Genomic DNA, 25,712 nt, shown 5'->3' on the forward strand with positions numbered 1-25,712 from the left:
GCACATCGCGCGGGCGGCCCCTTCCCCTTACCGACTTCCTTGAGGCGGCCATCCGGATGGCCGCAGGGGCGAACTCATGCTTTCAACCAGCACACGCGGCACGGCACCGGCCGTTCCACCCGCCACCGGCCCGCGCGACGCGATTCCCGCGCTGCCGGTCAACAGCCTGCAGCCGCTCGCCGGCATGCTGCGCTGGATCGTCGTCGCGGTACTGACCATCGCGGTCGCACTGCCGCTCGGCTTCATCCTGTTCCAGAGCCTGCTGTCCGCGCCGTTCTTCGACGCGAACAAGACGCTCGGCATCGAAGGCTTCCGCTTCATCTTCAGCGATCCCGACTTCTGGTCGGCGGTGAAGAACTCGTTCATCATCGCCGGCGGGATGCTGTTCATCTCGATCCCGCTCGGCGGCATCCTCGCGTTCCTGATGGTGCGCACCGACCTGCCCGGCCGCCGCTGGCTCGAACCGCTGCTGCTCACGCCCGTGTTCGTGTCGCCGATGGTGCTCGCGTTCGGCTACGTGGTCGCGGCCGGCCCGGTCGGCTTCTACTCGGTGTGGTTCAAGGAACTGTTCGGGGTGCAGAACGTGCCCTGGAACGTGTATTCGATCTTCGCGATCACGGTCATCGTCGGCCTCACGCACGTGCCGCACGTGTACCTGTATTCGTCGGCCGCGCTGCGCAACCTCGGTTCGGACGTCGAGGAAGCCGCGCGAGTGACGGGCGCCCGCCCGTTCCGCGTCGCACTCGACGTGAGCCTGCCGATGACGATGCCCGCACTGCTGTTCGCCGGCGTGCTCGTGTTCTTCCTCGGCTTCGAGGTATTCGGGCTGCCGCTCGTGCTCGGCGATCCGGAAGGCCACCTCGTGCTCGCGACCTACCTGTACAAGCTGACCAACAAGCTCGGCGTGCCGTCGTATCACCTGATGGCCGCGGTCGCCGTGTGCATCGTCGCGATCACGTTCCCGCTCGTGCTGCTGCAGCGCCGCCTGCTGAAAACCGCGAACCGCTTCGTCACCGTGAAGGGCAAGGCCGGCCGCGCGACGGTGCTGCCGCTCGGCGTGTGGCGCTGGGTCGCGCTCGCGATCGTCGCGCTGTGGCTGATGCTGACCGTGATCGTGCCGATCTCCGGCATCGTGCTGCGCGCGTTCGTGACCAACTGGGGCGAAGGCGTCGCGCTCGCCGAGGTGCTGACGCTGTCGAACTTCGTCGAACTGTTCGAACAGGACAACCTGGTGCGCGCGATCGTCAACACGCTCGGCATCGGCGTGATCGGCGGCGCGCTCGCGATCGGCTTCTACTCGCTCGTCGCGTTCGCCGGCCACCGCCGCCCCGACTGGGCGACCAGGCTGCTCGACTACCTCGTGCTGCTGCCGCGCGCGGTGCCCGGCCTGCTCGCCGGCCTCGCGTTCCTGTGGATCTTCCTGTTCGTGCCGGGCCTGCGCGAGCTGAAGAACTCGATGTGGAGCATCTGGATCGCGTACACGGTCGTGTGGCTCGCATACGGGATGCGCCTCATCCAGAGCGCGCTGCTGCAGGTCGGCCCCGAGCTCGAGGAAGCCGGCCGCAGCGTCGGCGCGACGCGCAGCCGCGTATCGCTCGACGTGACGCTGCCGCTCGTGCGCTTCGGCCTGCTCGCCGCGTGGCTGCTGATCTTCATGATCTTCGAGCGCGAATACTCGACGGCCGTCTACCTGCTGTCGCCCGGCACCGAAGTGATCGGCGCGCTGCTCGTGTCGCTGTGGGCGACCGGCGCCGTCGACCAGGTTGCCGCGCTTTCTGTCATCAACATCGCGATGGTCGGCGCCGGTCTCGGCGTGGCCCTGCGCTTCGGAGTGAAACTTCATGGATAAGCTCATCGTCGACGACCTGCATCTCAGCTACGGCGCCAATCCGATCCTCAAGGGCGTGTCGTTCGAGCTGAAGGCCGGTGAAGTCGTGTGCCTGCTCGGCGCGTCGGGCAGCGGCAAGACCACGCTGCTGCGCGCGGTGGCCGGCCTCGAACAGCCGTCCGACGGCCGTATCCAGCTCGACGACCGCGTGTTCTTCGACGGCGCGCGGCGCGTCGACCTGCCCGTCGAGCAGCGCTCGCTCGGCCTCGTGTTCCAGTCGTACGCGCTGTGGCCGCACCGCACCGTCGCCGACAACGTCGGCTACGGGCTGAAGTTGCGCCGCGTCGCCCCGGCCGAACAGAAGCGCCGCGTGCAGAGCGCACTCGACCAGCTCGGCCTCGGCCATCTCGCGGAACGCTTTCCGCACCAGTTGTCGGGCGGCCAGCAGCAGCGCGTCGCGATCGCACGCGCGCTCGTCTACAACCCGCCGGTGATCCTGCTCGACGAGCCGCTGTCGAACCTCGACGCGAAGCTGCGCGAGGAAGCGCGTGCGTGGCTGCGCGAGCTGATCGTGTCGCTCGGGCTGTCGGCCCTGTGCGTGACGCACGACCAGACCGAGGCGATGGCGATGTCCGACCGCATCCTGCTGCTGCGCAACGGCCGCATCGAGCAGGAAGGCACGCCGGCCGAGCTGTACGGCGCGCCGCGCTCGCTGTACACGGCCGAGTTCATGGGCAGCAACAACCGGATCGACGCGCGTGTCGCGGCGATCGACGGCGAATGCGTGACGCTCGCCGGCGACGGCTGGGAGCTGCGCGCCCTCGCCCGCGACACGCTCGCGCCGGGCCAGGACGCGCAGGCCGTGATCCGTCTCGAACGCGTGCAGGTCACCGACGGCCCGGGCGCGAACCGGCTGCAGGCCGACCTCGTCACGTCGATGTATCTCGGCGACCGCTGGGAATACCTGTTCCATTGCGGCGACATGCGCCTGCGCGCATTCGGCCACGTACCGCGCGCGGCCGGCAAGCACTGGATCGAATTCCCGACCAACGACTGCTGGGCGTTCGCGAAAGCGGGCTGACCCGGTCGCGGCGGCCCACGTGCCGCCGCGCATGCACGCCGCGCGCATCCCGCCATGCGATGACACGCCTGTCCGGCGGACGCCTGGCCGCGTCCGCCGCGGCCGGTTGCGCGCCGCCCCCGTTTCACCCCACCCACAAGAAACAAGGAGACACCGTCAATGAAGTCACGCGCAGAACGCTCCCTTCGCGCCGCCGTCCTGACCGGATCGGCCGCCGTCGCCGGCCTCGCGGCAGGCGCCGCGCACGCGCAGTCGTCGGTCACGATGTACGGGATCATGGACGCCGGCATCGAATACACGAACCATGCGGCGCCGGAAGGCGGCAGCTCGGTCAAGCTCAAGTCGGGCAACAAGAACACGTCGCGCTGGGGCTTGCGCGGCGTCGAGGATCTCGGCGGCGGATTGAAGGCCGTGTTCCGCCTCGAAAGCGGGATCGACCTCGCGAACGGCGCATTCGACGACGGCCCCGACTCGATCTTCGCGCGCCGCGCGACGGTCGGCCTGAAAAGCAAATGGGGCGAACTCACGCTCGGCCGCAACTACACCGTCACGTACGACTACATGCTGCCGTTCGACCCGATGGGTTACGCGCAGAACTATTCGTGGGCCACGTCGTCGATGGCGACGGGCGGCCGCAAGGACGGCATGTTCACGCGCTCGTCGAACGCGGTGCGCTACGACGGCGAGTTCAGCGGCTTCAAGTTCGGCGCGATGTACGGCTTCGGCAACGTGCCGGGCAGCATGAAGACCAGCTCGAAATACGACTTCGCGGTCGGCTACGAGAAAGGCCCGTTCGCGGCGGTCGTCACGTTCGACCGGCAGAACGGCGCGGCCGACAGCGTCACGCCGGCCGATACCGTCAACTATATCCAGGGCATCCACGCGGGCCTGAGCTACGACTTCGGCAACCTGAAGACGATGGCCGGCTATCGCAACTACAAGCGCACGTTCCACACCACGGCGGCGAACCAGTTGAGCGACACGGTCTGGCTCGGCGGGTCGTATCAGTTCACGCCGGCGTTCTCGCTGATCGCGGCCGTCTATCACCAGAACATCAAGGGGGGCAGCGATGCCGATCCGACGCTGGTGTCGATGCGCGCGAACTACGCGCTGTCGAAGCGCACGGTGCTTTACGCGGCAGGCGCGTTCGCGATCGCGAAACATGACCAGAAGGTCGGCGTGTCGCGCGATTTCGCGGGCTACGGCACCACGCAGGTCGGTGTCACGGCGGGGATTCAGCAGCGGTTCTGACGCCGGCTCGACGGGCGGCAGCGGTCGGCCGCCCGTTCTTCACGCCACGCGCGGCGGCATGACGGCGAACGGCCGATCGCTGCCGCGCAGCTCGCCACCCCGCGCCGTCTCCGGCTGGCGGCGTTTCGATACGCCGCTCACTCACTGTGCATCGTGAACACCGGGCGCACGAGACTGTTTGCTTCGCTCCAGTGCTCGCCAACCGCCGACAGCGGCACCGTGCGCGTGCCGATCGCGAAACCCGCCGGCCCGGCCGCATCGAACACGCCGCGCACCGACGCCAGCAAGCGCGGCAGCGACACGCTGCCGAGGCCGCTGCCCATCAGTTCAATGGCAGTCGCACGCAGTACCGCGCCCGGCAGCAACACGTCCGCACCGCCGATCGAGCCGATCTGCACGAAACGCAGCCGCCGACCATCAGGCGTCGCCTTCGCGGCGGCAACCAGCAGCGTCTGCGCGCTGGCCCCCCACAGATAGTCGAGCACGACATCCACGCCTTCACGGAAATGCGGTTCGAGCGCCCGTGCCAGATGTGCGTCGTCCTGCTGCAACGACACGACGGCATCCGCACCTGCATTCAGTAGCCCCTGCAACACCGCCGCGTTGCGGCCCGTCGCGATCACCTTTGCGGCGCCGAGATGTTTCGCGATCCGCACCGCCAGCCGCCCCGACGTCCCGGTTGCGCCATTGACGAGCACCGTCTCGCCCGCGACGAGCCGCGCGCGTTCGGTCAGCGCCGCCCACGACGACATCCCGGGAATCGCAATCGCCGCAGCCGTGACGTCGTCGAGCGTATCCGGCAACGGCACGCACTGCGTATCGGGCGCGATCGTGCGTTCGGCCAGCGCGCCGAACGGCGCGGCAGCGCCGAAGAAGTAGACGCGTTGACCATCGTCGAGGCGGCCGACACCGTCGACGCCGACGACGAACGGATAGCGTCCGTCCGACGAGTAATGCTGGCCGGACGCACGCGCCTGCGCGATCCGGCTCAATGCCGACGCCGTCACGTCGATCAGGCGGTGGCCCGGCATCGCGTGCGGCGCATCGAATTCCATATGAACGGGACGCTCGCCGGCGCCCGTCACGACTGCTGCTTTCATGGTGACTCCTTGAATCGGGGATCTCGATCGACTGATCCGGTGCGCATCAGCGTGCGTCGAGCCATGCGCGCAGCGCGGGATCGCGGACTTCGAGCACGTCGAACAGGCCGAGCGCCCGCAGTGCGGGCAACGCGTCGATCGCGTCGGCCTCCGCGCGCGCCCGGTCGGCGGGTGCTGCGCTCGGGTCGATCAACACACGCGCGTTGACCAGGAACGCGCCGACGGTGCCCTTGCGGATCGTCGTTCCGCCGGTTTCAATCTGGTCGACCTGGTCGGGAAGCATCTGTTCGGCTCGCATCGCGTCGTACTCCGGTTGTCATCGATGGACGCAGTGTAGGCGTGCGAAGCCGGCCGATCTCCGGTATAACTGCCATTCGATACCGATTTCCGGCCATGTCCGATCCGCTCCTGCCCGCCCGATTCATCACGTCCGACGACGGCCCGTTCGTGGTCGCCGCCGTGCTGTCGCAACGCGACCCGCGCGTGACAGCCGCGCATTCGCATGCGCGCGGCCAGCTCGTCGGCGCGCTGAGCGGGCTGGTGACGATCGGTCTCGACGATCAGGACTGGGTCGTGCCGGCGATCCACGCGATCTGGATTCCGCCGCATTGCCGGCATTCGCTGCGCTCGTTCGGGCCGATTGCCGGCTGGTCGGCGTTCATCGCCGAGGCGCGCTGCGCGGCGCTGCCGGCCACGCCGCGCGCGCTCCGCACGACGCCGCTACTGCGCGAAGCCGTGCAGCGCGCGGCAAGCTGGGGCGATTCGGAACTGGACGCCGCGCAGACGCGGATCGCCGACGTGATCCTCGATGAAATCGCGGCGTCGGAGGTCGAGGCGCTGGGGCTGGTACGGCCGCAGGATCCGCGGCTCGTGAAGATCACCGATGCGCTGGCCGCGGATCTCGCGGACAACCGGCGGCTGGAGGAATGGGCCGAATGGGCCGGCATCAGCGCACGGACGATGAGCCGCCGCTTCGTCGCCGAAACGGGGCTGACGTTCGCGCAGTGGCGTCAGCAGGCCAGGCTGCTGCGGGCGCTGGAGCGCATTGCCGACGGCGTGCCGGTGACGACGATCGCGCTCGATCTCGGGTACGACAACGTGAGCGCATTCATCGACATGTTCCGGCGTGCGCTGGGAACGACGCCGGGAAGATATATGGAGGCGGGACGGCGCACGGAAGAATAAGTGCAGCGATGCACGGCGGAAGGCGGACCGTTCGACAGGTCGAACCCTGCCTCCCGCCGCCGCGTCAATACGTGCCGTCGCCCTGCTTCACGGCCTCCCCGCCGTTCCCCTTGAACTGCGCGGCCAGCCGCTCCGCGCTTCTCGCGAGCAGCGTCGTATCGACACCGACCGCGACGAACCGCGCACCCGCTGCCAGGTAACGCCGCGCGGCCGTTTCATCGGCACTGAGTATGCCCGGCGCCTTGCCGGCCGCCTTGATCGTCCGGATCGCGCCGTCGATCGCGGCCTGCACGTCCGGATGCCCCGGATTGCCGAGATGCCCGAGGTCGGCGGCGAGATCGGCCGGCCCGATGAACACGCCGTCGACCCCCTCGACCCGCGCGATCGCATCGATTGCATCGAGCCCCGCCCGCGTCTCGACCTGCACGAGCACGGCCATTTCGTCGTTCGCGCGATGCAGATAGTCGCCGACACGATTCCACCGCGACGCACGCGCCAGCGCACTGCCGACGCCGCGAATCCCGTGCGGCGGGTAACGTGTCGCGGCCACGGCCGCGCGCGCTTCGTCGGCGCTCTGCACCATCGGCACGAGCAGCGTCTGCGCGCCGAGGTCGAGCACCTGCTTGACGATCACCGGATCGTTCCACGGCACGCGCACGACCGGATGCGACGGGTACGGCGCGATCGCCTGCAGCTGCGCGAGGATCGTCGGCACCGTGTTCGGCGCATGCTCGCCGTCGATCAGCAGCCAGTCGAAACCGGCGCCCGCGACGACTTCGGCACTGTACGGATTCGCGAGCCCGAGCCACAGCCCGACCTGCGCATCGCCGCGTGCCAGCGCGGCCTTGAACACATTCGACGGAATCTGCATCGTTCGCTCACCTCACTCGAAATAGCACTGGATCGTCCCGAGCGGGCCGTAGTCGACGCTGAACGTGTCGCCCGAGCGCGCCGCGCACGGCCGTGTGAACGAGCCGCCGAGCACGATCTGCCCGGGTTCCAGCGCGACGTCGAAGCGCGACAGCCGGTTCGCGAGCCACGCGACGCCGTTCGCCGGATGGTTCAGCACGCCGGCCGCGACCCCCGTTTCCTCGACCACGCCGTTGCGCGACATGATCGCCGCGACCCAGCGCAGGTCGACGTCCTGCGGCCGCACCGGCCGGCCGCCGATCACGACGCCCGCGTTCGCCGCGTTGTCGGCGATCGTGTCGAACACCTTGCGCGGCCGTTTCGTATCGGGGTCGATCGACTGGCTGCGCGCGTCGATGATCTCGAGCGCCGGCACGACGTAGTCGACCGCGTCGTACACGTCGAAGATCGTGCAGTTCGGGCCGGTGAGCCGCTTGCCGAGCACGAACGCGAGCTCGACCTCGACGCGCGGCACGATGAAGCGGCCGGTCGGGATCGTGCCGCCGTCTTCGAAGAACATGTCGTCGAGCAGTGCGCCGTAGTCGGGCTCGTCGATCTGCGACGTGTTCTGCATGGCCTTCGACGTCAGGCCGATCTTGTGCCCCTTCAGCGTGCGGCCTTCCGCGAGCTTGAGGGTCACCCACGCGCGCTGGATCGCATACGCGTCGTCGATCGTGATGTCGGGATGGTCGAGCGAGATCTGGCGGATCTGCTTGCGCTCGCGCTCGGCGTCGTGCAGACGCTGCGCGAGCTGGTCGATGATGGCGGGTTCGAGCATGGTCGGATCGGGAATGGGGTTCAGCCGGCCCGCTTGTAGCGGGCGTGAATGTTGTTGTGCTTGTACGAGCCGCTTTCGCTGAACTCGGTCAGTTCCATCGACAGCGCGAGGGTGCGTTGCGCGTACAGTTCGGCGAAATGCAGCTTGATCGCGTCGAACAGCGCGTCGCACGCGGCCTTCTTCTGCGCGTCGGTGCGGCCCGAGCCGATCTTCAGCGTCACGTGGACGAACGCGTCGTCCTCCGTGCCGTCGGCGACGCAGTAGTCCTGCAGTTCGATCGCGCGCGAACGGATGCCGCCGGTCGGGAACACGCCGCCCTGCGCGATCAGCGTCGCGTTGATCGTGCGCAGCAGCGCGGGAATGCGCGCGTCGTCGCGGATGTTCGCGGTGTATTCGACGACGATGTGTGGCATGGAAAACCTCCGGTCGGATGTCGGGTGCGCGGCGCTCAGGACAGCGGGAAGATCGCGTTGATCTGCCCGGTGCCCGAACTCGCGAAATAGTCGGTGACGATCTCGACGGGCTTGTCGTAGCGGTCCCAGCCGAGCAGCCCGAGCAGCATCGCCGTATCGTGCATCCCGCCTTCGCCGTGGCAGTGCGTGTTGTACTCGGGCAGCATCGCGCAGAAGGTCTTGAAATCGCCCTGCTTCCACAGCTCGACCACGCGCAGGTCGACCTGCCGGAAGAATTCGCGGCTGATCTGGTGGATCGATTCCTCGGGGCTGCCGTTGTCGTTGAAGCGGTGCGACAGCGAACCGCTCGCGAGAAACGCGACGTTCGAATCGCTCTGCTCGATCGCTTCGAGCAGCGCCTCGCCGAAGCGGCGGCTTTCGTCGAGCTGGTGCCACATGCACCAGCCGGCGATCGACACGACCTTGAAATGCTGGTCGGCGTTCATGTAGCGCATCGGCACCAGCGTGCCGTATTCGAGTTCGAGGCTGTCGATCTCGTGCGCGCGCGTCGCGATGCCGCGCCCGGTCGCCGTCTCGGCGATCAGCCGGCCGAGCGCCGGATTGCCCGGATACGCGTACTGCATGTCGCGGATGAAATGCGGCAGCTCGTTGCTCGTGTAGGTGCCCGAGAACCGGGCATTGCAGTTCACGTGATAGCCCGCGTTGACGAGCCAGTGCACGTCCGACACGACGATCGTGTCGACGCCGAGCGCACGGCAGCGCTCGCCGATCAGCTGGTGGCCGCGGATCGCCGCCTCACGGCAGCCGTGATGCTTGCCGGGCAACTCCGACAGGTACATCGACGGCACGTGCGTGATTTTCGCGGCGAGGGACAATTTGCCCATCGTTTAGTCTCCGTATGGTCTTTGCAGCGACTCGACCCGCGCCCGTCACACGCCCCAGCGCGGGACGTGATGCGAACCCATCGAGATGCACACGTTCTTGATCTCCGCGAACACCTCGAAACTGTATTCGCCGCCTTCGCGCCCGGTGCCCGACTCCTTCACGCCGCCGAACGGCTGGCGCAGATCGCGCACGTTCTGGCTGTTCACGAACACCATGCCGGCCTCGATCCCGCGTGCCAGACGATGCACCTTGCCGACGTCCTGCGTCCAGATGTACGACGCGAGGCCGTACGCCGTGTCGTTCGCGAGCCGCAGCCCGTCGTCTTCGTCCTCGAACGGGATGATGCAGGCGACCGGCCCGAAGATCTCTTCCTGCGCGATACGCATCCGGTTGTCGACGTCGGCGAACACGGTCGGACGCACGAAGTTGCCGTTGCGCAGATGGTCGGGCAGCCCGGCCGGCTTGTCCGCGCCGCCCGCAACCACGCGCGCGCCTTCCTGCTCGCCGATGCGGATATAGCCCGTCACCTTCTCCCAGTGCTGGCGCGTGATCATCGCGCCGAGATTCGTGCCCGGATCGGCCGGATCGCCCACCACCAGGTTGTTCGCGCGGCGCGCGAATTCCTGCACGAAGCGATCGTAGATCGTGCGCTGCACGAAGATCCGCGAACCGGCGGTGCAGCGTTCGCCGTTGATCGAGAAGATCGTGAACAGCGACGCGTCGAGCGCGCGATCGAAATCGGCGTCGTCGAAGACCAGCACCGGCGACTTGCCGCCCAGCTCCATCGAATACTTCTTGAGACCGGCACGCTCCATGATGCGCTTGCCGGTGACGGTGCCGCCGGTGAACGACACCGCGCGCACGTCCGGATGCCGCACGAGCGCGTCGCCGGCGGTTGCGCCATAGCCCTGCACGACATTCAGCACGCCGGGCGGAATGCCGGCTTCAAGAGCGAGCCGGCCGAGCTGGTCGGCCGTCAGCGGCGACAGTTCCGACATCTTCAACACGGCCGTGTTGCCGAGCGCGAGGCACGGCGCCGTCTTCCACGTCGCGGTCATGAACGGCACGTTCCACGGCGACACCAGCGCGCACACGCCGACCGGCTGGTACAGCGTGTAGTTCAGCATCTGGTCGTCGACCGGATACGTGCGGCCGTTCATCTGCACGCATACTTCCGCGAAGAAGTTGAAGTTCTCGGACGCACGCGGAATCAGCTGCTTGCTCGTCTGCGCGATCGGCAGGCCCGTGTCCTGCGTCTCCAGCGCCGCGAGCATCGGCACGTTCTTCTCGATCAGCTCGCCGAGCTTGCGCATCAGCTTCGCGCGCTCCTTCGCGGGCGTGTTCGCCCATTTCGGAAACGCTTCCTTCGCCGCGCGCACGGCCGCGTCGACCTCGACCTCGCCGCCCGACGCGACGTCGGTGATGACGTCACCCGTCGCGGGGTTCAGCGTCGTGAAGGTTTCGCGGCTCTCCACTTCGCGGCCGCCGATCCAGTGCTTGATGGTCATGTGCTCTCCTTGGGCGACGGGCTCAGCCGGCGCGATAGTAGTCTGCTTCGCCGACGATCGTGTTCACGAGCCGGCCAATCCCTTCGATCTCGGTCACGACCTCGTCGCCCGGCTTCGTGTCCGCCAGCCCCTCGGGCGTGCCGGTCAGGATCAGGTCGCCCGGCGAGAGCGTCATGAAACCGCTGATGTGCTCGATCAGCGCCGGCACGTCGAAAATCATGTCGCGCGTGCTGCCGCGCTGCGTCTCCTGGCCGTTCACGGTCGTGCGCAGCATCAGGTCGCCTGCGTCGCCGATCTCGTCGCGGCTGACGAACCACGGCCCGAGCGGCGTGCAGGTGTCGCGGTTCTTCACGCGCAGGTTCGGGCGGTAGTAGTTCTCGAGATAGTCGCGGATCGCGTAGTCGTTCGCGACCGTATAGCCGGCCACGTAGTCGATCGCCTGCGCGCGGCCCACGTTGCGCGCGGGCCGGCCGATCACGACGGCCAGTTCGCACTCGTAGTGCATGTGCGTCGCGTCCGCCGGGCGCACGGTGCGCGATCGGTGGCCGACGAACGTGTTCGGCCCCTTCAGGAAGATCAGCGGCTCGCTCGGCGCCTTGAACGCGAGTTCCTTCGCGTGGTCGGCATAGTTCAGGCCGAGCGCGAACGTCGTGCGCGGCGCGACGGGCGGCAGCCACGCCACCACGTCCTCGGCGACCGTGCGCCCCGTATCGAGGCGGATCATGCCGTCGCCGGCCGGTTCGGCCGCATGCAGTGCGCCGTTGTAGATCACGCGCGCCGTCTTCATCGTGCTTCCTCCGCAACCAGCGTATGCCGCAGCGTGCCGATGCCGGCGGCTGAAATCTCGATCGTGCTGCCCGCGCGGGCGCGCGGTGCGCCGCCCGCGACGCCGAGCAACAGCACGTCGCCCTCGTCGAACGACATGAACGCCGTCACCTCGGCGATCAGCTCGCGCACCGGGCGGACCAGCGTCGCGGTCGATCCGGACACCGCCACCTCGCCGTCGATCCACACGGTCAGGCCGATCGCGTCGACATCGCCGAGCGCGGCGGCCGGCACGATGGCCGGGCCCAGCGGGCAGAAGCCGTCACGGCACTTGAAGCGCACGGCCGGACGGTAGTAATCGGGATGCGGCACCGAGACGTCGCTCGCGAGCGTGAAACCGTGCACGTAGTCGAGCGCCTGCTCGGCCGGCACGCGCGTCGCGCGCCGGGCAAACACGACGGCCACCGATGCGCCGATCTCGAGCGCATCGACGCCGGCCGGCACGACGACGGCCGCACCGTCGGCCGCATGCGTGTTGGCAGGCTTGATATACAGGATCGGCGCCTGCGGCGGGCGGCCGTAAGGCGGTGCGTTCACGGCATCGCCGAGCGCGTCGAGCGCCGCGCGCTCGTTGAGCAGCGCCCCGTAGACGGTACCGATGGCGACCGGCAACGGCGGTGCCGCGGCGGTCGTGCAAGACAGCTCCATGCGTCATTCCCCTGCCGCGCGTCGCGGCGCATCGTCAATAGTTAACATCTTAAGTAAACAATCGGGCGCTGGCAACCTCGATTACCCTGAGATGCGAAATTCATCACCTTCGGCTGTTAAGATTGATGCGTCCCCGTCCTCTACCCACCCCGATGAACCGTACGCTCGACCATCGCAACCTGGCCATGCTGCTGCTCGAGGCCCGCGAAACGCTGATGGGTCTGTTTCGCCCCATTCTCAAGGAATTCGCGCTGACCGAACAGCAATGGCGGATCATCCGCGTGCTCGACGGCGAACCGGCGCATGCGCTCGAAGCAGGACAGATCGCCAGGCGCTGCTGCATCCTGAGCCCGAGCCTCACGGGCGTGCTGGAACGGATGGAGCGCGACGGCCTGATCACGCGCACGCGCGCGCAGGAAGATCAGCGCCGGCTGCTGGTCAGCCTGACGCCGCAAAGCAGGAAACTGGTGACGGAAATCGGTCCGCGCATCGACGAGCAATACCGGCAGCTCGAGTCGCGCTTCGGCCAGGACGGCCTCGAAGACATCTACCGCGCGCTCGACCGGCTCATCGAGCTCGGCGGCAACGCGTGATGGCGGCGCCCGCTCCCGTCACGCACGGGAACGGGCACCGGCCCGGTGCGGGCGGTCAGTGCACCGCGCCGCGCATCAGCTCGGTCACGGCGACGCCACGCGACGTGCGCATGCATTCCTCGACGTAATCGATGAACGGCAACGGCTCGAAATCGATTTCGTCGCGTACGCGGCGGTTGTCGAACACGCGATCGACCGTCGCGAATTCCCCGCAGCGCTGCAGCGCCCGGCCGATCACGCGCTCGAGCGCCGGATCGGGCCGCCCGAGCACATCGCGCACCACGAGCGGCAGTTCGGCCGGCGCGCACGCCGCGTAGCGCGGCGCCCCCGTCATCCCCGCCGCCTCGTCCATCGCGCGCACGATCTGCGCGACCTGCGGCGCCTCGTCGCCGGCCGACACGTGATAGACGTCGTGCGCGAGCGTCGGCTTCACGGCCAGCAGCATCGTCGCGCGCGCCACGTCGTCCACCGACACGATGTCGATGCGCGTCATCGGCCGCGCGGTGAAGCGGCGCGCGGCATGCGCCAGCCGGAACATCCAGAACGAATTCGGCGCAGGCCGCGTGCCGAGCACCGTATGGCCGACCACGTGCGACGGCCGCACGACGACGAGCGGCAGCCCGAGCGCGCGCAGGCGCTGCTCCGTTTCCGCCTTCGCGTGCAGGTAGCCGGCCGCGAGCACCGCGCCCGGCAGGCCTTCGTCGTTGTGCGCCGTGTCGTTCAACGCGTCGCCCATCGCTTCCTCCTGCACGATCCCGCCGCGGCCCGCATGCGCATAGGCCGTGCCGACGTACACGAAGCGCTGCAGGCGCGGCGCGCGTGCAAAGCGTTCGGCGAAGTGCACCGCATCGGCGATGTCGGCCTGCAGGTGCGCGCCGTCTGCGGGCGATGCATGGCCCGCGCAGTGAATCACATGCGTCGCGCCGGCGAGGCGCGGTGCATCGGCGCCGCGCCATACGTCGCCGAGCGCACCGACGATCACGTTCGCGTCGGTCAGACGCGATGCCCAATACGGCGCGAGCCCGGCGCGCAATGCCGCTTCGCGCAGCCGCGCGACCGCATGGCCGCGGTCCTGCGCACGCACGACGCAGACGATGCGGTCGAGCAGCCCAGCATTCACGAGCGCCGTCAGCACGGTACTGCCGATGAAGCCGGTCGCGCCGGTCAGCACCAGCCGTCCGACGTTCGCCGCCGCGACCGGTGCGCTGGCCGGCGACACGAGGCTCGTCCGCCAGTTAAGCGACAACGCGGTTTTCCAGATCAGCACGATAGTCTCCTTCGAAGAATCGGCCGGGCGGCGCGGCACCCGCGGTTGCGGGCTGCGCACGGCACACCGGCCGGGCCGGGGCTGACGCGCGCCCTGGCAGCCCCGATCGGGCGTGCGGCCTGCGATCGCGTCGATCGCGCTCTGGCACGAGGCGGCGGCAGCCGCCGCGGACGGGCGTCCGCGGCACCGGATCGGGAAGTTCCCAGTGTGGGGCCCGACCGAATGCAAGTCTGTCCCGAAAGTTTCGTGAAAGTGTGCCGATTTGTACGCGATTGTCGGAGTGTGTCAGGCCGGCCGCACCGTCAACACGCTGAAACATCCGTCCGGGCAGCGTCCGGGCCCGGTCTTGCCGCATCCGTCGGCACCGTGTCCGGCGGCACATCGCGCGCGACAGATCGACGCGCCCCGCCGCCATGTCATCCCATGTCTCGCGCACCATCGACGGGCGCATCGGCGGAACGGCCGCCCGTGATGCCCGTCACTGCGCAAGCCTCCGGAATGACCACGAATCGTCAGACGTCTTTTCATCTGAAACCGCAATAGACTCAATACGGACTTATTGCGGATTAACACTTGCGTTTCACACCAGTCTATCTAGACTGATCAAGTCAAAACGGTCCAATGTGTCATTTTCTAGGAGACGATCACAATGCGCCTCACCATTCGGATTAATGGCAGCGAATCGGCAACCCGGCATTCCTTCGCGGTACTGTGGGTCGACACCGACGAGGGGCTGTGGTCGCGCGAGGCACATCAGGGCATCGATCTTCCGACCTGGGGCAAGGTCCGCGACGTCGAGGGCGCAATGGCGCTCTGCGCGGCCGACAGCGGGAACGCCGTGTGCCAGTTGAAGGGGCTGTCGTTCGACGCGACCCAGCGCGAACAGGGCCCCGCCGTGCTCGCCGGCGATCATGCCGGTGCGTGGCGGCTGCAGGAAATCGATCGCTGCACGACCCAGCCGGAATACCGCGAATTCATTTCCGTTGCACGCTAGGATTTATTGACGTGAATCGTCTGCGGTTTTCGGGTTTATTCCGGTCTCGGTAATATTCATTTCGATATTCAGTATTAACGACGCCCCTTTTCGGGGCGTTTTTCATTTTCTGGCATAAAGAAATAATCGAGGCCCGGGCAATTGATCGCGCTGCGCCGACGGCCGCGATCGACCGGCGCCGGCATCCGCATACGCGGATCGACGCGCGGCCGGACGCTCGCCTCATCGCCTGCCGCCGCACCGACATCCCGCGTTCCCCGCGCCGTTCCTGCCCCCGTTTCCGCGTACGGCCGAATCGCCGTTTAACGTTTTTCACGGGGCCGGAACACACTTTCCCCACACGGTGTTTACTCATTTATTACAATCGCATTATCCAGACTGATTTGCCGCCGCCCGGCGGCCTGACCCGGCCATTGCATGAGCGTGAAAAAGAAGACCCACCCCGCCGATCCGTACGCGGCTGCGACCAAGAATCCGATGCTCGCGTCGCGCCTGCCGATGTGGCGCTCGAGGTTCATCGTGGTCATCGTGTTCCTCGCGTTCGCCGCGCTGATCGCGCGGGCTTTCTGGGTGCAGGTCGCGAACCAGGATTTCTACGTCGGCCAGGGCCAGAAGCGCTACCAGCGCACGATCGAGCTGGATGCAATGCGCGGGCGCATCGTCGACCGCAACGGTGCGATGCTCGCGGTCAGCCTGTCGACCTATGAAATCTGGGCGAACCCGAAACAGGTCGCCGATACCGACTACCCGCAGATCGCGAAGCTGCTCGACATGCCGCTCGTCGAGGTGAAGCGGCGGCTCGGCAACGAGAAGACCTTCGTGCTCCTCAAGCGGCAGGTCGACGCCGATACCGCGGGCCGCCTCGACAAGCTCGCGATCGACGGCATCACGCAGATCGCCGATTCGAAGCGCTTCTATCCCGAAGGCGAATCGGCCGCGCACGTGGTCGGCTTCACGAACGTCGAGGACAAGGGCCAGGAAGGCGTCGAGCTCGCGGCGAACGCCCGCCTGCAAGGCACGTCCGGGCAGCGCGAAGTGATCCGCGACCGGCTCGGCCGCATCGTGTCGGATACGCGCCCGCTCGTCCCCGCGCAGCACGGCGCGACGATCGAACTGACGATCGACCGCCGGATCCAGCAGCTCGCGTACAGCCAGCTCAAGGCGGCCGTGGTCGAGAACAACGCGGAGGCCGGCAGCGTCGTCGTGCTCGACGCGCAGAACGGCGAAATCCTCGCGCTCGCGAACTACCCGACTTTCGACCCGAACGACCGCGCGCGCCTCACCGGCCAGCAATTGCGCAACCGCGCGGTGATCGACACGTTCGAGCCGGGCTCGACGATCAAGCCGCTCGTCGTCGCGCTGTCGATCGACGAACGCAAGGTCACGCCGAACACGATCATCAACACGTCGCCGGGCACCTACAAGATCGGCCCGGCCGTGATTCACGACACGTCGAACCACGGGTCGCTGACCGTCTCGCAGGCGCTGCAGAAGTCGAGCAACGTCGCGCTCGCGAAACTCGCACTGAACCTGCCCGCCGAAACGATCTGGAACAAATACCAGGAGTACGGGATCGGCCGCGCGCCGGAACTGACGTTCCCGGGTGTCGCGTCGGGCCGGCTGCGCGGCTACAAGCGCTGGCGGCCGATCGAGCAGGCGACGATGGCGTACGGCTACGGGCTGTCGATGTCGCTGCTGCAGATCGCGCAGACCTACACGGCCTATGCGGGCGACGGCACGCTGCACCCGGTGTCGCTGCTGAAGAACGGCACCGACCAGCAGACGATCGACGCGCATCGCGGCCACCGCGTGACGTCGCCGCAGACGGCCGCGTCGATCCGCTCGATGCTCGAGATGGCGGTCGGCGAAGGCGGCACGGGGCGCCGCGCGCGCGTCGACGGCTACCGGATCGGCGGCAAGACCGGTACCGCGCGCAAGCAGGTTGGCGCGACCTATGCAAAGGGCAAGTACCGCGCGCTGTTCGCGGGGATGGCGCCGATGAGCAACCCGCGCCTGATCGTCGCGGTGATGATCGACGAGCCGCGCGGCAAGGGCTACTACGGCGGCACGGTGGCCGGCCCGGTATTCGCGTCGGTCACGAGCGGCTCGCTGCAACTGCTCGGCGTGCCGCCCGATGCACCCGTCGAGCCCGAGAAGAATGCGCCGGCGAAGGCTGCTGCGCCGCAGAAGACGGTGGCTGCGCCGAAGGCGGCGGCCCCGGCCAGGACGGCCGTCTCGCAGAAACCGGCCCCGCTCAGGACGGCCGCGCACGCTGCGACGGCTGCGCCGGCGAAGACTGCTGCCGCAAGCTGAAGAAGCCGCTCGGGCGATGCTGCATGCGCGTCGCCCGCTCCCTCCTCGCCCCCGCTTTCATCCCACTTTCTAGGAATGCGCCGCATTATTTGAGCGTTCCCGCCGCGTCCTCCTACAATTTTTGCGCGCCGCAGGCGGCCTTGCCTGCGCGCCCGACTACAAAAACGGAGAGAGACGCATGCGATTCCACTGGAAAACGCTCGTGCTGGCTACCGCGAGCGTCACGCTGCTGGGCGGCGCCCCGGCCCGGGCCGCCGATGCCACCGACGTGAAAATCGGCTTCCTCGTCAAACAGCCGGACGATCCGTGGTTCCAGGACGAATGGCGCTTCGCCGAGCAGGCCGCGAAGGAAAAGCACTTCACGCTGATCAAGATCGCGACGCCGAGCGGCGAGAAAGTATCGACCGCGCTCGACAGCCTCACCGCGCAGAAGGCGCAAGGCGTGATCGTCTGCGCGCCCGACGTGAAGCTCGGCCCCGGCATCGCGGCAAAAGCGAAACGCGCGGGGATGAAGCTGATGTCGGTCGACGACCAGCTCGTCGACGGCCACGGCGCGCCGCTCCCGGGCGTGCCGCACATGGGCATCTCCGCGTACAAGATCGGCCAGCAGGTTGGTCAGGCGATCGCCGACGAGACCAGGCGGCGCGGCTGGAACCCGGCCGAAGTGGGCATTATCCGGATTGCCTACGACCAGTTGCCGACCGCGCGCGAACGCACGGCCGGCGCGGTCGATGCGTTGAAGGCCGCCGGATTTCCGGCCGCGAACGTGATAGACGCGCCCGAAATGACAGCCGATACCGAAGGCGCGTTCAACGCGGCTAACATCGCGCTCACCAAGCATGCGAACTTCAAGCGCTGGGTCGCGTTCGGCTCGAACGACGATACGACGGTCGGCGCAGTGCGCGCCGCCGAGGGGCGCGGGATCGGCGCGGACGCGATGGTCGCGGTCGGCATCAACGGCAGCCAGGTCGCGCTCAACGAATTCGCGAAGCCGAAACCGACCGGTTTCTACGGTTCGATCCTGCTGAATCCGCGCCAGCACGGCTACCAGACGAGCATCGACATGTATGACTGGATCACGAAGAACCAGGCGCCGCCGCCGCTCGTGCTGACGTCCGGCACGCTGATCACGCGCGACAACGAGAAGCAGGCGCGCGCCGCGCTCGGCCTGTGAGCCTGCACCAGGAGCCGACATGACACGCACTACCCTCGTGACGGGCGCCGCCGGCGGCATCGGCCAGGCGCTGTGCCGTACCTTTCTTGCTGCCGGCGACCGCGTGCTCGCGCTCGATCGCGACCGCGCGGCGCTGGACCGCTTCATCGATACGCTCGGCGACGCGCGCGCGACACCGGTCGTCGACGACCTGACCGACGCCGAACGGCTGCGCTCGGTGCTCGAAGCCCATCCGCCGGCCGACGTGCTGGTCGCGAACGCGGGCACGGCCGCATCGACCACGCTGCGCGACACGACGCCCGCCAGCTGGCGCACCGATCTCGATGCGAACCTGACGGCCACTTACGTGAGCGTCGAGGCCGTGCTGCCCGGCATGCGCGCGAACCGGCGCGGCGCGATCGCGATCATCGGTTCGGTGAACGGCGTGCACGCGCTCGGGCATCCGGCCTACAGCGCGGCGAAGGCCGGGCTGATCAGCTACACGAAATCACTCGCGATCGAATACGGCCGCGACGGCGTGCGCGCGAACATCGTGCTGCCGGGCACGGTGAAGACGCCCGCCTGGGAAGCGCGCGTGCAGCGCAACCCGCAGGTGTTCGAGCAATTGAGGAAGTGGTATCCGCTCGACGATTTCGCGACGCCCGACGACGTCGCGCAGGCCGCGCTGTTCCTGTGCTCGCCGGCCGCGCGGATCATCACCGGCGTCGCGCTGCCGGTGGACGGCGGCCTGCTGGCCGGCAATCGCGTGATGGCGCAGGAACTGACGCTCGAGACGTTTTACTGAGCGATCGTGAAGCGGCCCGCAGGGCCAGCGGCCGCCCGGGCCGCCGCGCCGTGCCCGATACGCGGCCCGATATGCGGCGCGATGCCGCGCGCCATCAGTGCGCGGCCGCGACCGGCTTCACCATCCGGCCGAGCACGTGCTCGGTCATCCCGCGTGCGAGTTCGGTCTCGCCCATGAATACGGTGCCGATTCCTTCATGCGACAGCAGCGCGGCCTCGTCGCCGCTGTTCGTGCACAGCACGACCTCGAGCGTCGGGTTGAGCGTGCGCGAGATCTCGACGATCTGCCGCACATCGAACACGTCGGGCAGCGTGACGACCAGCATCCCGGCGCGCGCGATATGCGCCTGCACGAGCACGATCGGCTCGATCGCGTCGCCCGATACGGCCGCAATGCCGTCCGCGCGCAGCTTCTCGACGAGTTCGCGATTCTGCTCGACGACGACGTACGCGATCCCGCGCTCGTCCAGCGCATGTGCGATCCGTGTGCCGACCTTGCCGTAGCCGACGATCACGACCTGCCCGGTCAGGTGCGTCTGCGGCGTCGACATCGGCAGCGCGGCGAGCGGATCGTCGCGCGCCTCGAGTTTGCGCGCGAACGCGGAATGCTTGCGGATCCATGCGAGTGCGGGGTCGATCATCGCGAACAGCAGCGTGTTCATCGCGATCGAGATCAGCGCGACCGCGAGAATCAGGCTTTGCCCCTCGGCCGACAGCAGCCCGAGCGCCCGGCCCAGCCCCGCGAGGATGAACGAGAATTCGCCGATCTGCGCGAGGCCCGCGCCGACCGTCAGCGCGGTGTTCAGTGGATAGCGGAACGCAATCACGAGCGCGACGGCCGCGAGCGTCTTGCCGACCAGCACGATCGCCGCGACCTCGATCACGTGCAGCGGCTCGTCGAGCAGCACCTTCGGGTCGAACAGCATGCCGACCGAGATGAAGAACAGCACCGAGAACGCGTCGCGCAGCGGCAGCGTCTCGTCGGCCGCGCGCCGGCTGAATTCCGACTCGCGCATCATCATCCCGGCGAAGAACGCGCCGAGCGCGAACGACACGTCGAACAGCTTCGCCGCGCCGAACGCGATGCCGACCGCGGCCGCGATCATGCACAGCGTGAACAGCTCGCGCGAACCGGTGCGCGCGACGAGCCACAGAATGCGCGGGAACACGCGCTTGCCGACCACCAGCATCAGCGCGATGAATGCCGCGACCTTCAGCATCGTGACGCCGAGCGTGCCCCACACGCTGCCGCCGGCCGCCTGCGTATCGCCGGGCGGCGTGCCGCCGAGCAGCCCCGCGACGGGCGGCAGCAGCACCAGCACGAGCACCATCACGAGATCCTCGACGACCAGCCAGCCGACCGCGATGCGCCCGTTGACCGTCTCGACGAGCCCGCGCCCTTCCAGCGCGCGCAACAGCACGACGGTGCTCGCGACCGACAACGCGAGCCCGAACACGAGCGCCGCGCCGAGGCTCCAGCCCCACGTGAGCGCGAGCCCGCCGCCGAGCAGCGTCGCGACGGTAATCTGGACGACGGCGCCCGGCAGCGCGATCTTGCGCACCGCGAGGAGATCGCCGAGCGAAAAATGCAGGCCGACGCCGAACATCAGCAGCATCACGCCCACTTCCGCGAGCTGCTGCGCGAGCGACAGGTCGCCGACGAAACCGGGCGTGCCGGGGCCGATCACGATCCCGGCGAGCAGATAGCCGACGAGCGGCGGCATTTTCAGCAGCGACGCGAGGTAACCGAAGATCATCGCGAGACCGAAACCGGCCGCGAGCAACGCAATCAGGCTGACGTCATGAGGCATCCCCCCTCCCAAGTTCTTGTAACTATTTAGTAAGGTTCAAGAGTGAGAGGATAAGGGATGAGGCGGAAGAATGGCGCGCGGCCACGAAAATATCACGCGGCGGCGTGCCTTTGCGGGGTGCAACCCCGGCGGAACGGCAGGCGCCGCACGTCGCGGCCGGCGCCCTGAAACGGGCCGGGCTGGCGGGGCCGGGGCCCCGCCGCCGGCGTCAACGCGACGCTTGCGGGAACCGCGCGCCCGGCGGCGGTTCGGGCCGCGTCGACGGCACGCTCTTGCGCACCTTCGCGACCTGCGCGGCCGTCACCGGCGCGCCGGTATTGCCCCAGCTCGTGCGCACGAAGTTCGACACGTCCGCGACTTCCTGGTCCGACAGGCGCCAGCCGAACGGCGGCATCGTGAAGGTCGACGGCGCGGTGCGCGTCCCCTCCAGCGCGCTGCCTTCCAGTACGACGTGGATCAGCGAGGTCGGATCGTCGCCCTGCACGACCGGGTTGCCGGCCAGCGCCGGGAACACGCGCGTGTAGCCGTGGCCGTCGCTGCGGTGGCAGGCCATGCAGTTGTCGCGATAGACGGCCGCGCCCGGCTTGCTCGCATCGCCGGTCTGCAGCGCCTTCGCGGCGGCCGCATCGTACACGTGCGGCTGCTCGCCCTGCACGCGCGGCGGCAGCGTCTTCAGGTAGCGCGCGATCGCGTTCAGGTCGCCGTCGGTCATGTGCTGCATGCTGTGGCCGACCACGTCCGTCATCCCGCCGAATGCGGCCGTGCGCAGCGTGCGGCCCGTCTTCAGGAACTGCACGATCTCCGCTTCGTTCCAGGAGCCGAGGCCCGTGCGCGGCTCGCCGCGCAGGCTCGTCGGCACCCAGCCGTCGATCGCCGCGCCGCCAGCCAGGAAGTCCGGGCCGTCCGCGTCGGTCAGCCCGCGCTCCTGCATCGTCGGCGCGCGCGGCGTGTGGCACGCGCCGCAGTGGCCGAGGCCCTGCACGAGATACGCGCCGCGCGCGACCACCGGATCGGTGTACGGCGCCGCATCGAACGGCTTCGGCGTCGGCGCGAACATCTTGCGCCAGATGCCGAGCGGCCAGCGCATCGACAGCGGCCACACGATGTCGACGGCGCGGTTCTCGTGCTCGACGGGCGCGACGCCGTGCATGAAGTACGCGTACAGCGCCTTCATGTCGTCGTCGGTGACGCGCGCGTACGACGGGAACGGCATCGCCGGATACATCGTGTCGCCGTTCTTGCGCACGCCTTCGCGCACCGCACGCGTGAAGTCCTCGTAGGTCCAGCCGCCGAGGCCCGTCTTCGGGTCCGGCGTGATGTTCGTCGAGTAAATGCCGCCGATCGGCGTGTCGAACTTCAGCCCGCCCGCGAACGGCTTGCCGCCGCTCGCGGTGTGGCACGCGATACAGTCGCCGGCGCGCGCGAGGTATTCGCCGCGCTTGATCAGGTTCGCGTCGGCGGACTGGGCCACCGGTGCAGCCGCCGGGCCGGAAGCCGCGGCGGGCGCCGCCGGTTGCGCGAAGGCCGTCGTGCCGGCCAGGCCGAACACGGCCCAGCTCGCACCGGCCGCCAGTGCGCGCCACAACGGGGACATACGGCGCGTGGCGAGGGAGTTCATCGTCCTCTTCATACGGTCACCAGCGGGGCAGGATTCTTCAGGTATTGCTCGCGGATCGCACGTGCCGACCAGTAGGCCAGCGCCGCGATGATCCCGGTCGGGTTGTAGCCGATGCCCTGCGGCAGCGCGGACGCGCCCATCACGAACACGTTGTGCACGTCCCAGCACTGCAGGTAGCGGTTCAGCACGCTCGTCTTCGGGTCGGTGCCCATGATCGCGCCGCCGACGAGGTGAGTCGTCTGGTACGCACGCGAATCGAAGTGCTTGCCGAACTCGCGCGTCGACACGCCGATTGCCTTCGGCCCCATCGCTTCCGCGATCTTCTTCATCTGCCCGGTCACGTACTGCGCCATCTTGATGTCGTTGTCCTTCCAGTCGAACGTCATCCGCAACAGCGGCTGGCCGTACGAATCGCGATAGGTCGGATCGAGGTCGAGATAGACGTCGCGATACGACATGTTGGTGCCGTGCGCGTCCATCGAAATCGTGTGCGCGTAGTTGTCCTTGACGGCCTTCTTCCACGCCGAGCCCCACTGCGGCGTACCGGGCGGCGTGGCGATGCCGCTGATCGGCTTCACGCCGGCCTGGTTCACCCACAGCGGCGAGCCGCCGACGAAGCCGAGCGGGCCGTGGTCGAAGTTGTCCGCGTTGAAATCGTCCACCGCGACGCCGTTTCCGCCCGCGCCGATGAACGGGTTCGTGTAGGTGTCCTTGTCGAAGAATGCCTTGATCGTCGACAGGTTCTGGTACGCGAAATTGCGGCCGACGACGCCCTCGCCCGAGACCGGATCGTACGGCTTGCCGATGCCCGACAGCAGCAGCAGGTGCACGTTGTGGTACTGGAACGCGGCCACGATCACGAGATCGGCCGGCTGGTGCACTTCGCGCCCGGCCGGATCGACGTAGGTCACGCCCGTTGCGCGCTTCTTCGTGTCGTCGAGATCGACGCGCAGCACGTGGCACTTCGAGCGCAGCTCGAAGTTCGGCGCCTGCTTCAGCGCGGGCAGGATGTTCAGGTTCGGCGACGCCTTCGAGTACATGTAGCACGCGTAGCCGCTGCAATAGCCGCAGAAGTTGCACGGGCCCATCTGCACGCCGTACGGGTTCGTGTACGGGCCCGACGTATTCGCCGACGGCAGCCGGTACGGATGCAGGCCGAGCGACTTGGCGGCATCGGAGAAGCGCTGCGCCGAATACGTATTGAGCTGTGCGGGCAGCGGGAAGTTGTCGCTGCGGTTCGCTTCGAACACGTTGCCGTCGCCGACCACCTTGCCGCCGACCTTGTACGCCTGACCCGACGTGCCGAACACCTTCTCGGCGAAGTCGAAATACGGCTCGAGCTCGTCGTAGGTCACGCCGGTATCCTGGATCGTCATCCCTTCGGGGATGAACTTCTTGCCGTAGCGCTCTTCATAGTGGCTGCGCAGGCGCAGCTCTTCCGGCGTGATCCGGAAATGCACGCCCGACCAGTGCAACCCCGCGCCGCCGACGCCTTCGCCCGGCAGGAACGCGGCGAGCTGCCGGTACGGCAGCGCGGTGTCCTGCAGGCCGTGGCGGATCGACACGGTCGTCTTCGACAGGTCGAGGAACAGCTTCTTGCGGATGTTGTAGGTCAGCTCGTCGATCGTGTTCGGATACGCGCCGTCCGGATAGGTGTCGCGATATTCGCCGCGCTCGAGCGCGACGACCTTCAGGCCCGCTTCGGTCAGTTCCTTCGCGAGAATCGCGCCGGTCCAGCCGAAGCCGACGATCACCGCATCGACATGCGGTTTTTTCTCTGCGGCCATCAGCTGCGCTCCCCGTTGATCGAGACGGGGCCGTACGGATAGGCCTTGCCGCTCTGGTTGACGAAATCCATGAAGTCGGCGCGCGCGCCCGGAAAGCCGATCATCTTCCACGCGGCCATGTCGCGATTGCCGCCATGCACCGGGTCGCAGAAATAGCCTTCCCGCGTGTTCTGCAGCAACTGGCCGAAGAACACGCCGGGCGGCACGTCGTCGATCTGCGCGCCGCCCTTCTCCAGCGCGCCGAGCACCGCGTCGCGCGCCGGTGCGTCGAGATCCGCGAACGCCTTGCCGTGCGCCTTCTCGCAATAGCGGTTGACCGCCGCGATGCCGAGCCGGTAAATGTCGCGCGGCACCAGCTTCATCTGGTAGCCGAGTTCGGGTACGCCCTGCTGGAACGGCCCCTGCATGTACCACGTCGCGCCGTGCGCATACGGCGTCTCCATCTGGCGGTCGATGAATTCGGGCACGCCCGATTCGAGCGCGCCGGGGCCTTCGGCGTCGGCCGGGATCAGCCGGTCGACGGCGGCCTGGACGAACGCCCACTCCTTCGCATCGAAGAAGGTCGGCTTGTACGGGGCGCGTTCGGCGTTGGCCGATGCGGCGGGCGCGTTGCCGGCCGTCGTCGCGGATTGCGACGACGAGCGCAGGTCGCAACCCGCGACCGACGCGATCGGCACGAGCGCGACCGACGTGCGCAGGAAACGGCGGCGCGAGTTGGGTTTGTCAGGTGGCGTGGACATGGTCGGATGTTGATCGTTGGGGATCGGGGTCCGGACGCGCGCACTCCGCATGCGGCATGTCCGGCATGGCAGCCATGCCGCGCGCGGCCGGCCGTCCTGTTCTTTCGTGTGTTGCGAACAACCTCGATGCGGGCGCCCGCCGCGCTATCTGCAACGGCGCCTTCATGCAGCCGCACATCGCGCCGGTTCCGGCGGCGCTGCGCGGATCGGCCTCTTCGCGA

23 protein-coding genes are annotated in these 25,712 nt (G+C 68.1%); 9 read left to right on the top strand and 14 right to left on the bottom strand.

Annotation, left to right across the window (positions count from 1 at the left end; translation table 11 throughout):
* Nucleotides 1–76: 76 nt before the first annotated feature.
* The 3 genes from BLA15945_RS06235 (at nt 77) to BLA15945_RS06245 (ending at nt 4,160) form a co-directional block, all read left to right on the top strand.
* Nucleotides 77–1,849: an ABC transporter permease gene (locus tag BLA15945_RS06235; protein ID WP_174991804.1), complete on the top strand. Its 1,773-nt coding sequence runs from the start codon at nt 77–79 to the stop codon at nt 1,847–1,849.
* Nucleotides 1,842–2,909 (top strand): ABC transporter ATP-binding protein, encoded by a 1,068-nt coding sequence (locus tag BLA15945_RS06240; protein ID WP_059240718.1) that lies wholly within the window; start codon nt 1,842–1,844, stop codon nt 2,907–2,909. Before BLA15945_RS06235 ends, BLA15945_RS06240 begins: the two co-directional genes overlap by 8 nt.
* Before the next feature lie 159 nt (nt 2,910–3,068).
* Nucleotides 3,069–4,160 carry a porin gene (locus tag BLA15945_RS06245; RefSeq protein ID WP_174991805.1) on the top strand — a complete coding sequence of 364 codons (1,092 nt, stop codon included), beginning with the start codon at nt 3,069–3,071 and terminating at the stop codon, nt 4,158–4,160.
* A gap of 137 nt (nt 4,161–4,297) precedes the next feature.
* Here the strand turns inward: BLA15945_RS06245 and BLA15945_RS06250 are convergent, their stop codons facing one another.
* Both BLA15945_RS06250 and BLA15945_RS06255 read right to left on the bottom strand, forming a co-directional pair.
* Nucleotides 4,298–5,260, bottom strand: a complete 963-nt coding sequence (locus BLA15945_RS06250; protein ID WP_174991806.1) for a quinone oxidoreductase family protein — start codon at nt 5,258–5,260, stop codon at nt 4,298–4,300.
* Nucleotides 5,261–5,306: 46 nt separating this feature from the next.
* On the bottom strand, nt 5,307–5,558 hold the full coding sequence (locus BLA15945_RS06255) for a hypothetical protein (protein ID WP_174991807.1): 252 nt from the start codon (nt 5,556–5,558) through the stop codon (nt 5,307–5,309).
* A gap of 95 nt (nt 5,559–5,653) precedes the next feature.
* Here BLA15945_RS06255 and BLA15945_RS06260 point away from each other — a divergent pair, with 95 nt between their 5' ends.
* Complete coding sequence (locus BLA15945_RS06260) at nt 5,654–6,445, top strand: AraC family transcriptional regulator (protein WP_059240722.1); 792 nt, start codon at nt 5,654–5,656, stop codon at nt 6,443–6,445.
* Nucleotides 6,446–6,509: 64 nt separating this feature from the next.
* On the opposite strand, the gene hpaI is transcribed toward BLA15945_RS06260, so the two are convergent.
* From hpaI to BLA15945_RS06295, 7 genes are read right to left on the bottom strand one after another with little or no spacing between them, the layout of a single operon-like run.
* On the bottom strand, nt 6,510–7,316 hold the full coding sequence (gene hpaI / locus BLA15945_RS06265) for a 4-hydroxy-2-oxoheptanedioate aldolase (protein WP_059240723.1): 807 nt from the start codon (nt 7,314–7,316) through the stop codon (nt 6,510–6,512).
* Between the two features lie 12 nt (nt 7,317–7,328).
* Nucleotides 7,329–8,132 (bottom strand): 2-oxo-hept-4-ene-1,7-dioate hydratase, encoded by an 804-nt coding sequence (gene hpaH / locus BLA15945_RS06270; RefSeq protein WP_059240724.1) that lies wholly within the window; start codon nt 8,130–8,132, stop codon nt 7,329–7,331.
* Between the two features lie 20 nt (nt 8,133–8,152).
* Nucleotides 8,153–8,545: a 5-carboxymethyl-2-hydroxymuconate Delta-isomerase gene (locus BLA15945_RS06275; RefSeq protein ID WP_059240725.1), complete on the bottom strand. Its 393-nt coding sequence runs from the start codon at nt 8,543–8,545 to the stop codon at nt 8,153–8,155.
* A gap of 35 nt (nt 8,546–8,580) precedes the next feature.
* A complete protein-coding gene (gene hpaD / locus BLA15945_RS06280) occupies nt 8,581–9,429 on the bottom strand; it encodes a 3,4-dihydroxyphenylacetate 2,3-dioxygenase (protein WP_059240726.1) in 849 nt (282 codons plus the stop codon).
* Nucleotides 9,430–9,474: 45 nt separating this feature from the next.
* The gene (gene hpaE, locus BLA15945_RS06285; protein ID WP_174991808.1) at nt 9,475–10,938 is read right to left on the bottom strand and encodes a 5-carboxymethyl-2-hydroxymuconate semialdehyde dehydrogenase; all 1,464 of its coding nucleotides are present in this window, start codon (nt 10,936–10,938) and stop codon (nt 9,475–9,477) included.
* A gap of 22 nt (nt 10,939–10,960) precedes the next feature.
* Nucleotides 10,961–11,725, bottom strand: coding sequence for a fumarylacetoacetate hydrolase family protein (locus tag BLA15945_RS06290; RefSeq protein ID WP_174991809.1), 765 nt, complete (start codon nt 11,723–11,725; stop codon nt 10,961–10,963).
* A complete protein-coding gene (locus BLA15945_RS06295) occupies nt 11,722–12,411 on the bottom strand; it encodes a fumarylacetoacetate hydrolase family protein (RefSeq protein ID WP_174991810.1) in 690 nt (229 codons plus the stop codon). The genes BLA15945_RS06290 and BLA15945_RS06295 overlap by 4 nt, the downstream gene beginning before the upstream one ends.
* Nucleotides 12,412–12,563: 152 nt before the next feature.
* On the opposite strand from BLA15945_RS06295, the gene hpaR reads away from it, so the two are divergent.
* The gene (gene hpaR, locus BLA15945_RS06300) at nt 12,564–13,004 is read left to right on the top strand and encodes a homoprotocatechuate degradation operon regulator HpaR (RefSeq protein ID WP_034179682.1); all 441 of its coding nucleotides are present in this window, start codon (nt 12,564–12,566) and stop codon (nt 13,002–13,004) included.
* Nucleotides 13,005–13,059: 55 nt separating this feature from the next.
* On the opposite strand, the gene BLA15945_RS06305 is transcribed toward hpaR, so the two are convergent.
* The gene (locus tag BLA15945_RS06305) at nt 13,060–14,271 is read right to left on the bottom strand and encodes an SDR family oxidoreductase (protein WP_059240730.1); all 1,212 of its coding nucleotides are present in this window, start codon (nt 14,269–14,271) and stop codon (nt 13,060–13,062) included.
* A 649-nt stretch (nt 14,272–14,920) separates the two neighbouring features.
* On the opposite strand from BLA15945_RS06305, the gene BLA15945_RS06310 reads away from it, so the two are divergent.
* The 4 genes from BLA15945_RS06310 to BLA15945_RS06325 all read left to right on the top strand — a co-directional run bounded on the left by BLA15945_RS06310 (nt 14,921) and on the right by BLA15945_RS06325 (nt 19,536).
* Nucleotides 14,921–15,265, top strand: coding sequence for a DUF3564 family protein (locus BLA15945_RS06310; protein WP_059240731.1), 345 nt, complete (start codon nt 14,921–14,923; stop codon nt 15,263–15,265).
* 417 nt (nt 15,266–15,682) lie between these two features.
* Nucleotides 15,683–17,578, top strand: coding sequence for a peptidoglycan D,D-transpeptidase FtsI family protein (locus BLA15945_RS06315; protein ID WP_174991811.1), 1,896 nt, complete (start codon nt 15,683–15,685; stop codon nt 17,576–17,578).
* 178 nt (nt 17,579–17,756) lie between these two features.
* Entirely contained in the window at nt 17,757–18,752 is a 996-nt protein-coding gene (locus BLA15945_RS06320; protein ID WP_174991812.1) for an arabinose ABC transporter substrate-binding protein, read from the top strand.
* A 19-nt stretch (nt 18,753–18,771) separates the two neighbouring features.
* Nucleotides 18,772–19,536, top strand: coding sequence for an SDR family oxidoreductase (locus BLA15945_RS06325; RefSeq protein ID WP_174991813.1), 765 nt, complete (start codon nt 18,772–18,774; stop codon nt 19,534–19,536).
* Between the two features lie 94 nt (nt 19,537–19,630).
* On the opposite strand, the gene BLA15945_RS06330 is transcribed toward BLA15945_RS06325, so the two are convergent.
* The 4 genes from BLA15945_RS06330 to BLA15945_RS06345 form a co-directional block, all read right to left on the bottom strand.
* A complete protein-coding gene (locus BLA15945_RS06330) occupies nt 19,631–21,346 on the bottom strand; it encodes a cation:proton antiporter domain-containing protein (RefSeq protein WP_059240735.1) in 1,716 nt (571 codons plus the stop codon).
* Between the two features lie 208 nt (nt 21,347–21,554).
* A complete protein-coding gene (locus BLA15945_RS06335; RefSeq protein WP_059240736.1) occupies nt 21,555–22,976 on the bottom strand; it encodes a c-type cytochrome in 1,422 nt (473 codons plus the stop codon).
* Complete coding sequence (locus BLA15945_RS06340; RefSeq protein WP_059240737.1) at nt 22,973–24,751, bottom strand: GMC family oxidoreductase; 1,779 nt, start codon at nt 24,749–24,751, stop codon at nt 22,973–22,975. The genes BLA15945_RS06335 and BLA15945_RS06340 overlap by 4 nt, the downstream gene beginning before the upstream one ends.
* Complete coding sequence (locus BLA15945_RS06345; RefSeq protein WP_174991814.1) at nt 24,751–25,491, bottom strand: gluconate 2-dehydrogenase subunit 3 family protein; 741 nt, start codon at nt 25,489–25,491, stop codon at nt 24,751–24,753. Before BLA15945_RS06345 ends, BLA15945_RS06340 begins: the two co-directional genes overlap by 1 nt.
* Between the last annotated feature and the right edge of the window lie 221 nt (nt 25,492–25,712).

The sequence above is a fragment of the Burkholderia arboris genome, assembly GCF_902499125.1.
Classification (GTDB): domain Bacteria; phylum Pseudomonadota; class Gammaproteobacteria; order Burkholderiales; family Burkholderiaceae; genus Burkholderia; species Burkholderia arboris.

Excerpts from the sequence above, each read along its gene's own strand:
- BLA15945_RS06335 (WP_059240736.1), bottom strand. The coding sequence starts at position 22,976 with ATGAAGAGGACGATGAACTCCCTCGCCACGCGCCGTATGTCCCCGTTG.
- BLA15945_RS06240 (WP_059240718.1), top strand. The coding sequence starts at position 1,842 with ATGGATAAGCTCATCGTCGACGACCTGCATCTCAGCTACGGCGCCAAT.
- BLA15945_RS06245 (WP_174991805.1), top strand. The coding sequence starts at position 3,069 with ATGAAGTCACGCGCAGAACGCTCCCTTCGCGCCGCCGTCCTGACCGGA.
- BLA15945_RS06250 (WP_174991806.1), bottom strand. The coding sequence starts at position 5,260 with ATGAAAGCAGCAGTCGTGACGGGCGCCGGCGAGCGTCCCGTTCATATG.
- hpaD (WP_059240726.1), bottom strand. The coding sequence starts at position 9,429 with ATGGGCAAATTGTCCCTCGCCGCGAAAATCACGCACGTGCCGTCGATG.
- BLA15945_RS06345 (WP_174991814.1), bottom strand. The coding sequence starts at position 25,491 with ATGTCCACGCCACCTGACAAACCCAACTCGCGCCGCCGTTTCCTGCGC.
- hpaH (WP_059240724.1), bottom strand. The coding sequence starts at position 8,132 with ATGCTCGAACCCGCCATCATCGACCAGCTCGCGCAGCGTCTGCACGAC.
- BLA15945_RS06295 (WP_174991810.1), bottom strand. The coding sequence starts at position 12,411 with ATGGAGCTGTCTTGCACGACCGCCGCGGCACCGCCGTTGCCGGTCGCC.
- hpaR (WP_034179682.1), top strand. The coding sequence starts at position 12,564 with ATGAACCGTACGCTCGACCATCGCAACCTGGCCATGCTGCTGCTCGAG.
- BLA15945_RS06330 (WP_059240735.1), bottom strand. The coding sequence starts at position 21,346 with ATGCCTCATGACGTCAGCCTGATTGCGTTGCTCGCGGCCGGTTTCGGT.
- BLA15945_RS06310 (WP_059240731.1), top strand. The coding sequence starts at position 14,921 with ATGCGCCTCACCATTCGGATTAATGGCAGCGAATCGGCAACCCGGCAT.
- BLA15945_RS06320 (WP_174991812.1), top strand. The coding sequence starts at position 17,757 with ATGCGATTCCACTGGAAAACGCTCGTGCTGGCTACCGCGAGCGTCACG.
- BLA15945_RS06290 (WP_174991809.1), bottom strand. The coding sequence starts at position 11,725 with ATGAAGACGGCGCGCGTGATCTACAACGGCGCACTGCATGCGGCCGAA.
- BLA15945_RS06275 (WP_059240725.1), bottom strand. The coding sequence starts at position 8,545 with ATGCCACACATCGTCGTCGAATACACCGCGAACATCCGCGACGACGCG.
- hpaE (WP_174991808.1), bottom strand. The coding sequence starts at position 10,938 with ATGACCATCAAGCACTGGATCGGCGGCCGCGAAGTGGAGAGCCGCGAA.
- BLA15945_RS06315 (WP_174991811.1), top strand. The coding sequence starts at position 15,683 with ATGAGCGTGAAAAAGAAGACCCACCCCGCCGATCCGTACGCGGCTGCG.
- BLA15945_RS06325 (WP_174991813.1), top strand. The coding sequence starts at position 18,772 with ATGACACGCACTACCCTCGTGACGGGCGCCGCCGGCGGCATCGGCCAG.
- BLA15945_RS06255 (WP_174991807.1), bottom strand. The coding sequence starts at position 5,558 with ATGCGAGCCGAACAGATGCTTCCCGACCAGGTCGACCAGATTGAAACC.
- BLA15945_RS06260 (WP_059240722.1), top strand. The coding sequence starts at position 5,654 with ATGTCCGATCCGCTCCTGCCCGCCCGATTCATCACGTCCGACGACGGC.
- BLA15945_RS06340 (WP_059240737.1), bottom strand. The coding sequence starts at position 24,751 with ATGGCCGCAGAGAAAAAACCGCATGTCGATGCGGTGATCGTCGGCTTC.
- BLA15945_RS06235 (WP_174991804.1), top strand. The coding sequence starts at position 77 with ATGCTTTCAACCAGCACACGCGGCACGGCACCGGCCGTTCCACCCGCC.
- hpaI (WP_059240723.1), bottom strand. The coding sequence starts at position 7,316 with ATGCAGATTCCGTCGAATGTGTTCAAGGCCGCGCTGGCACGCGGCGAT.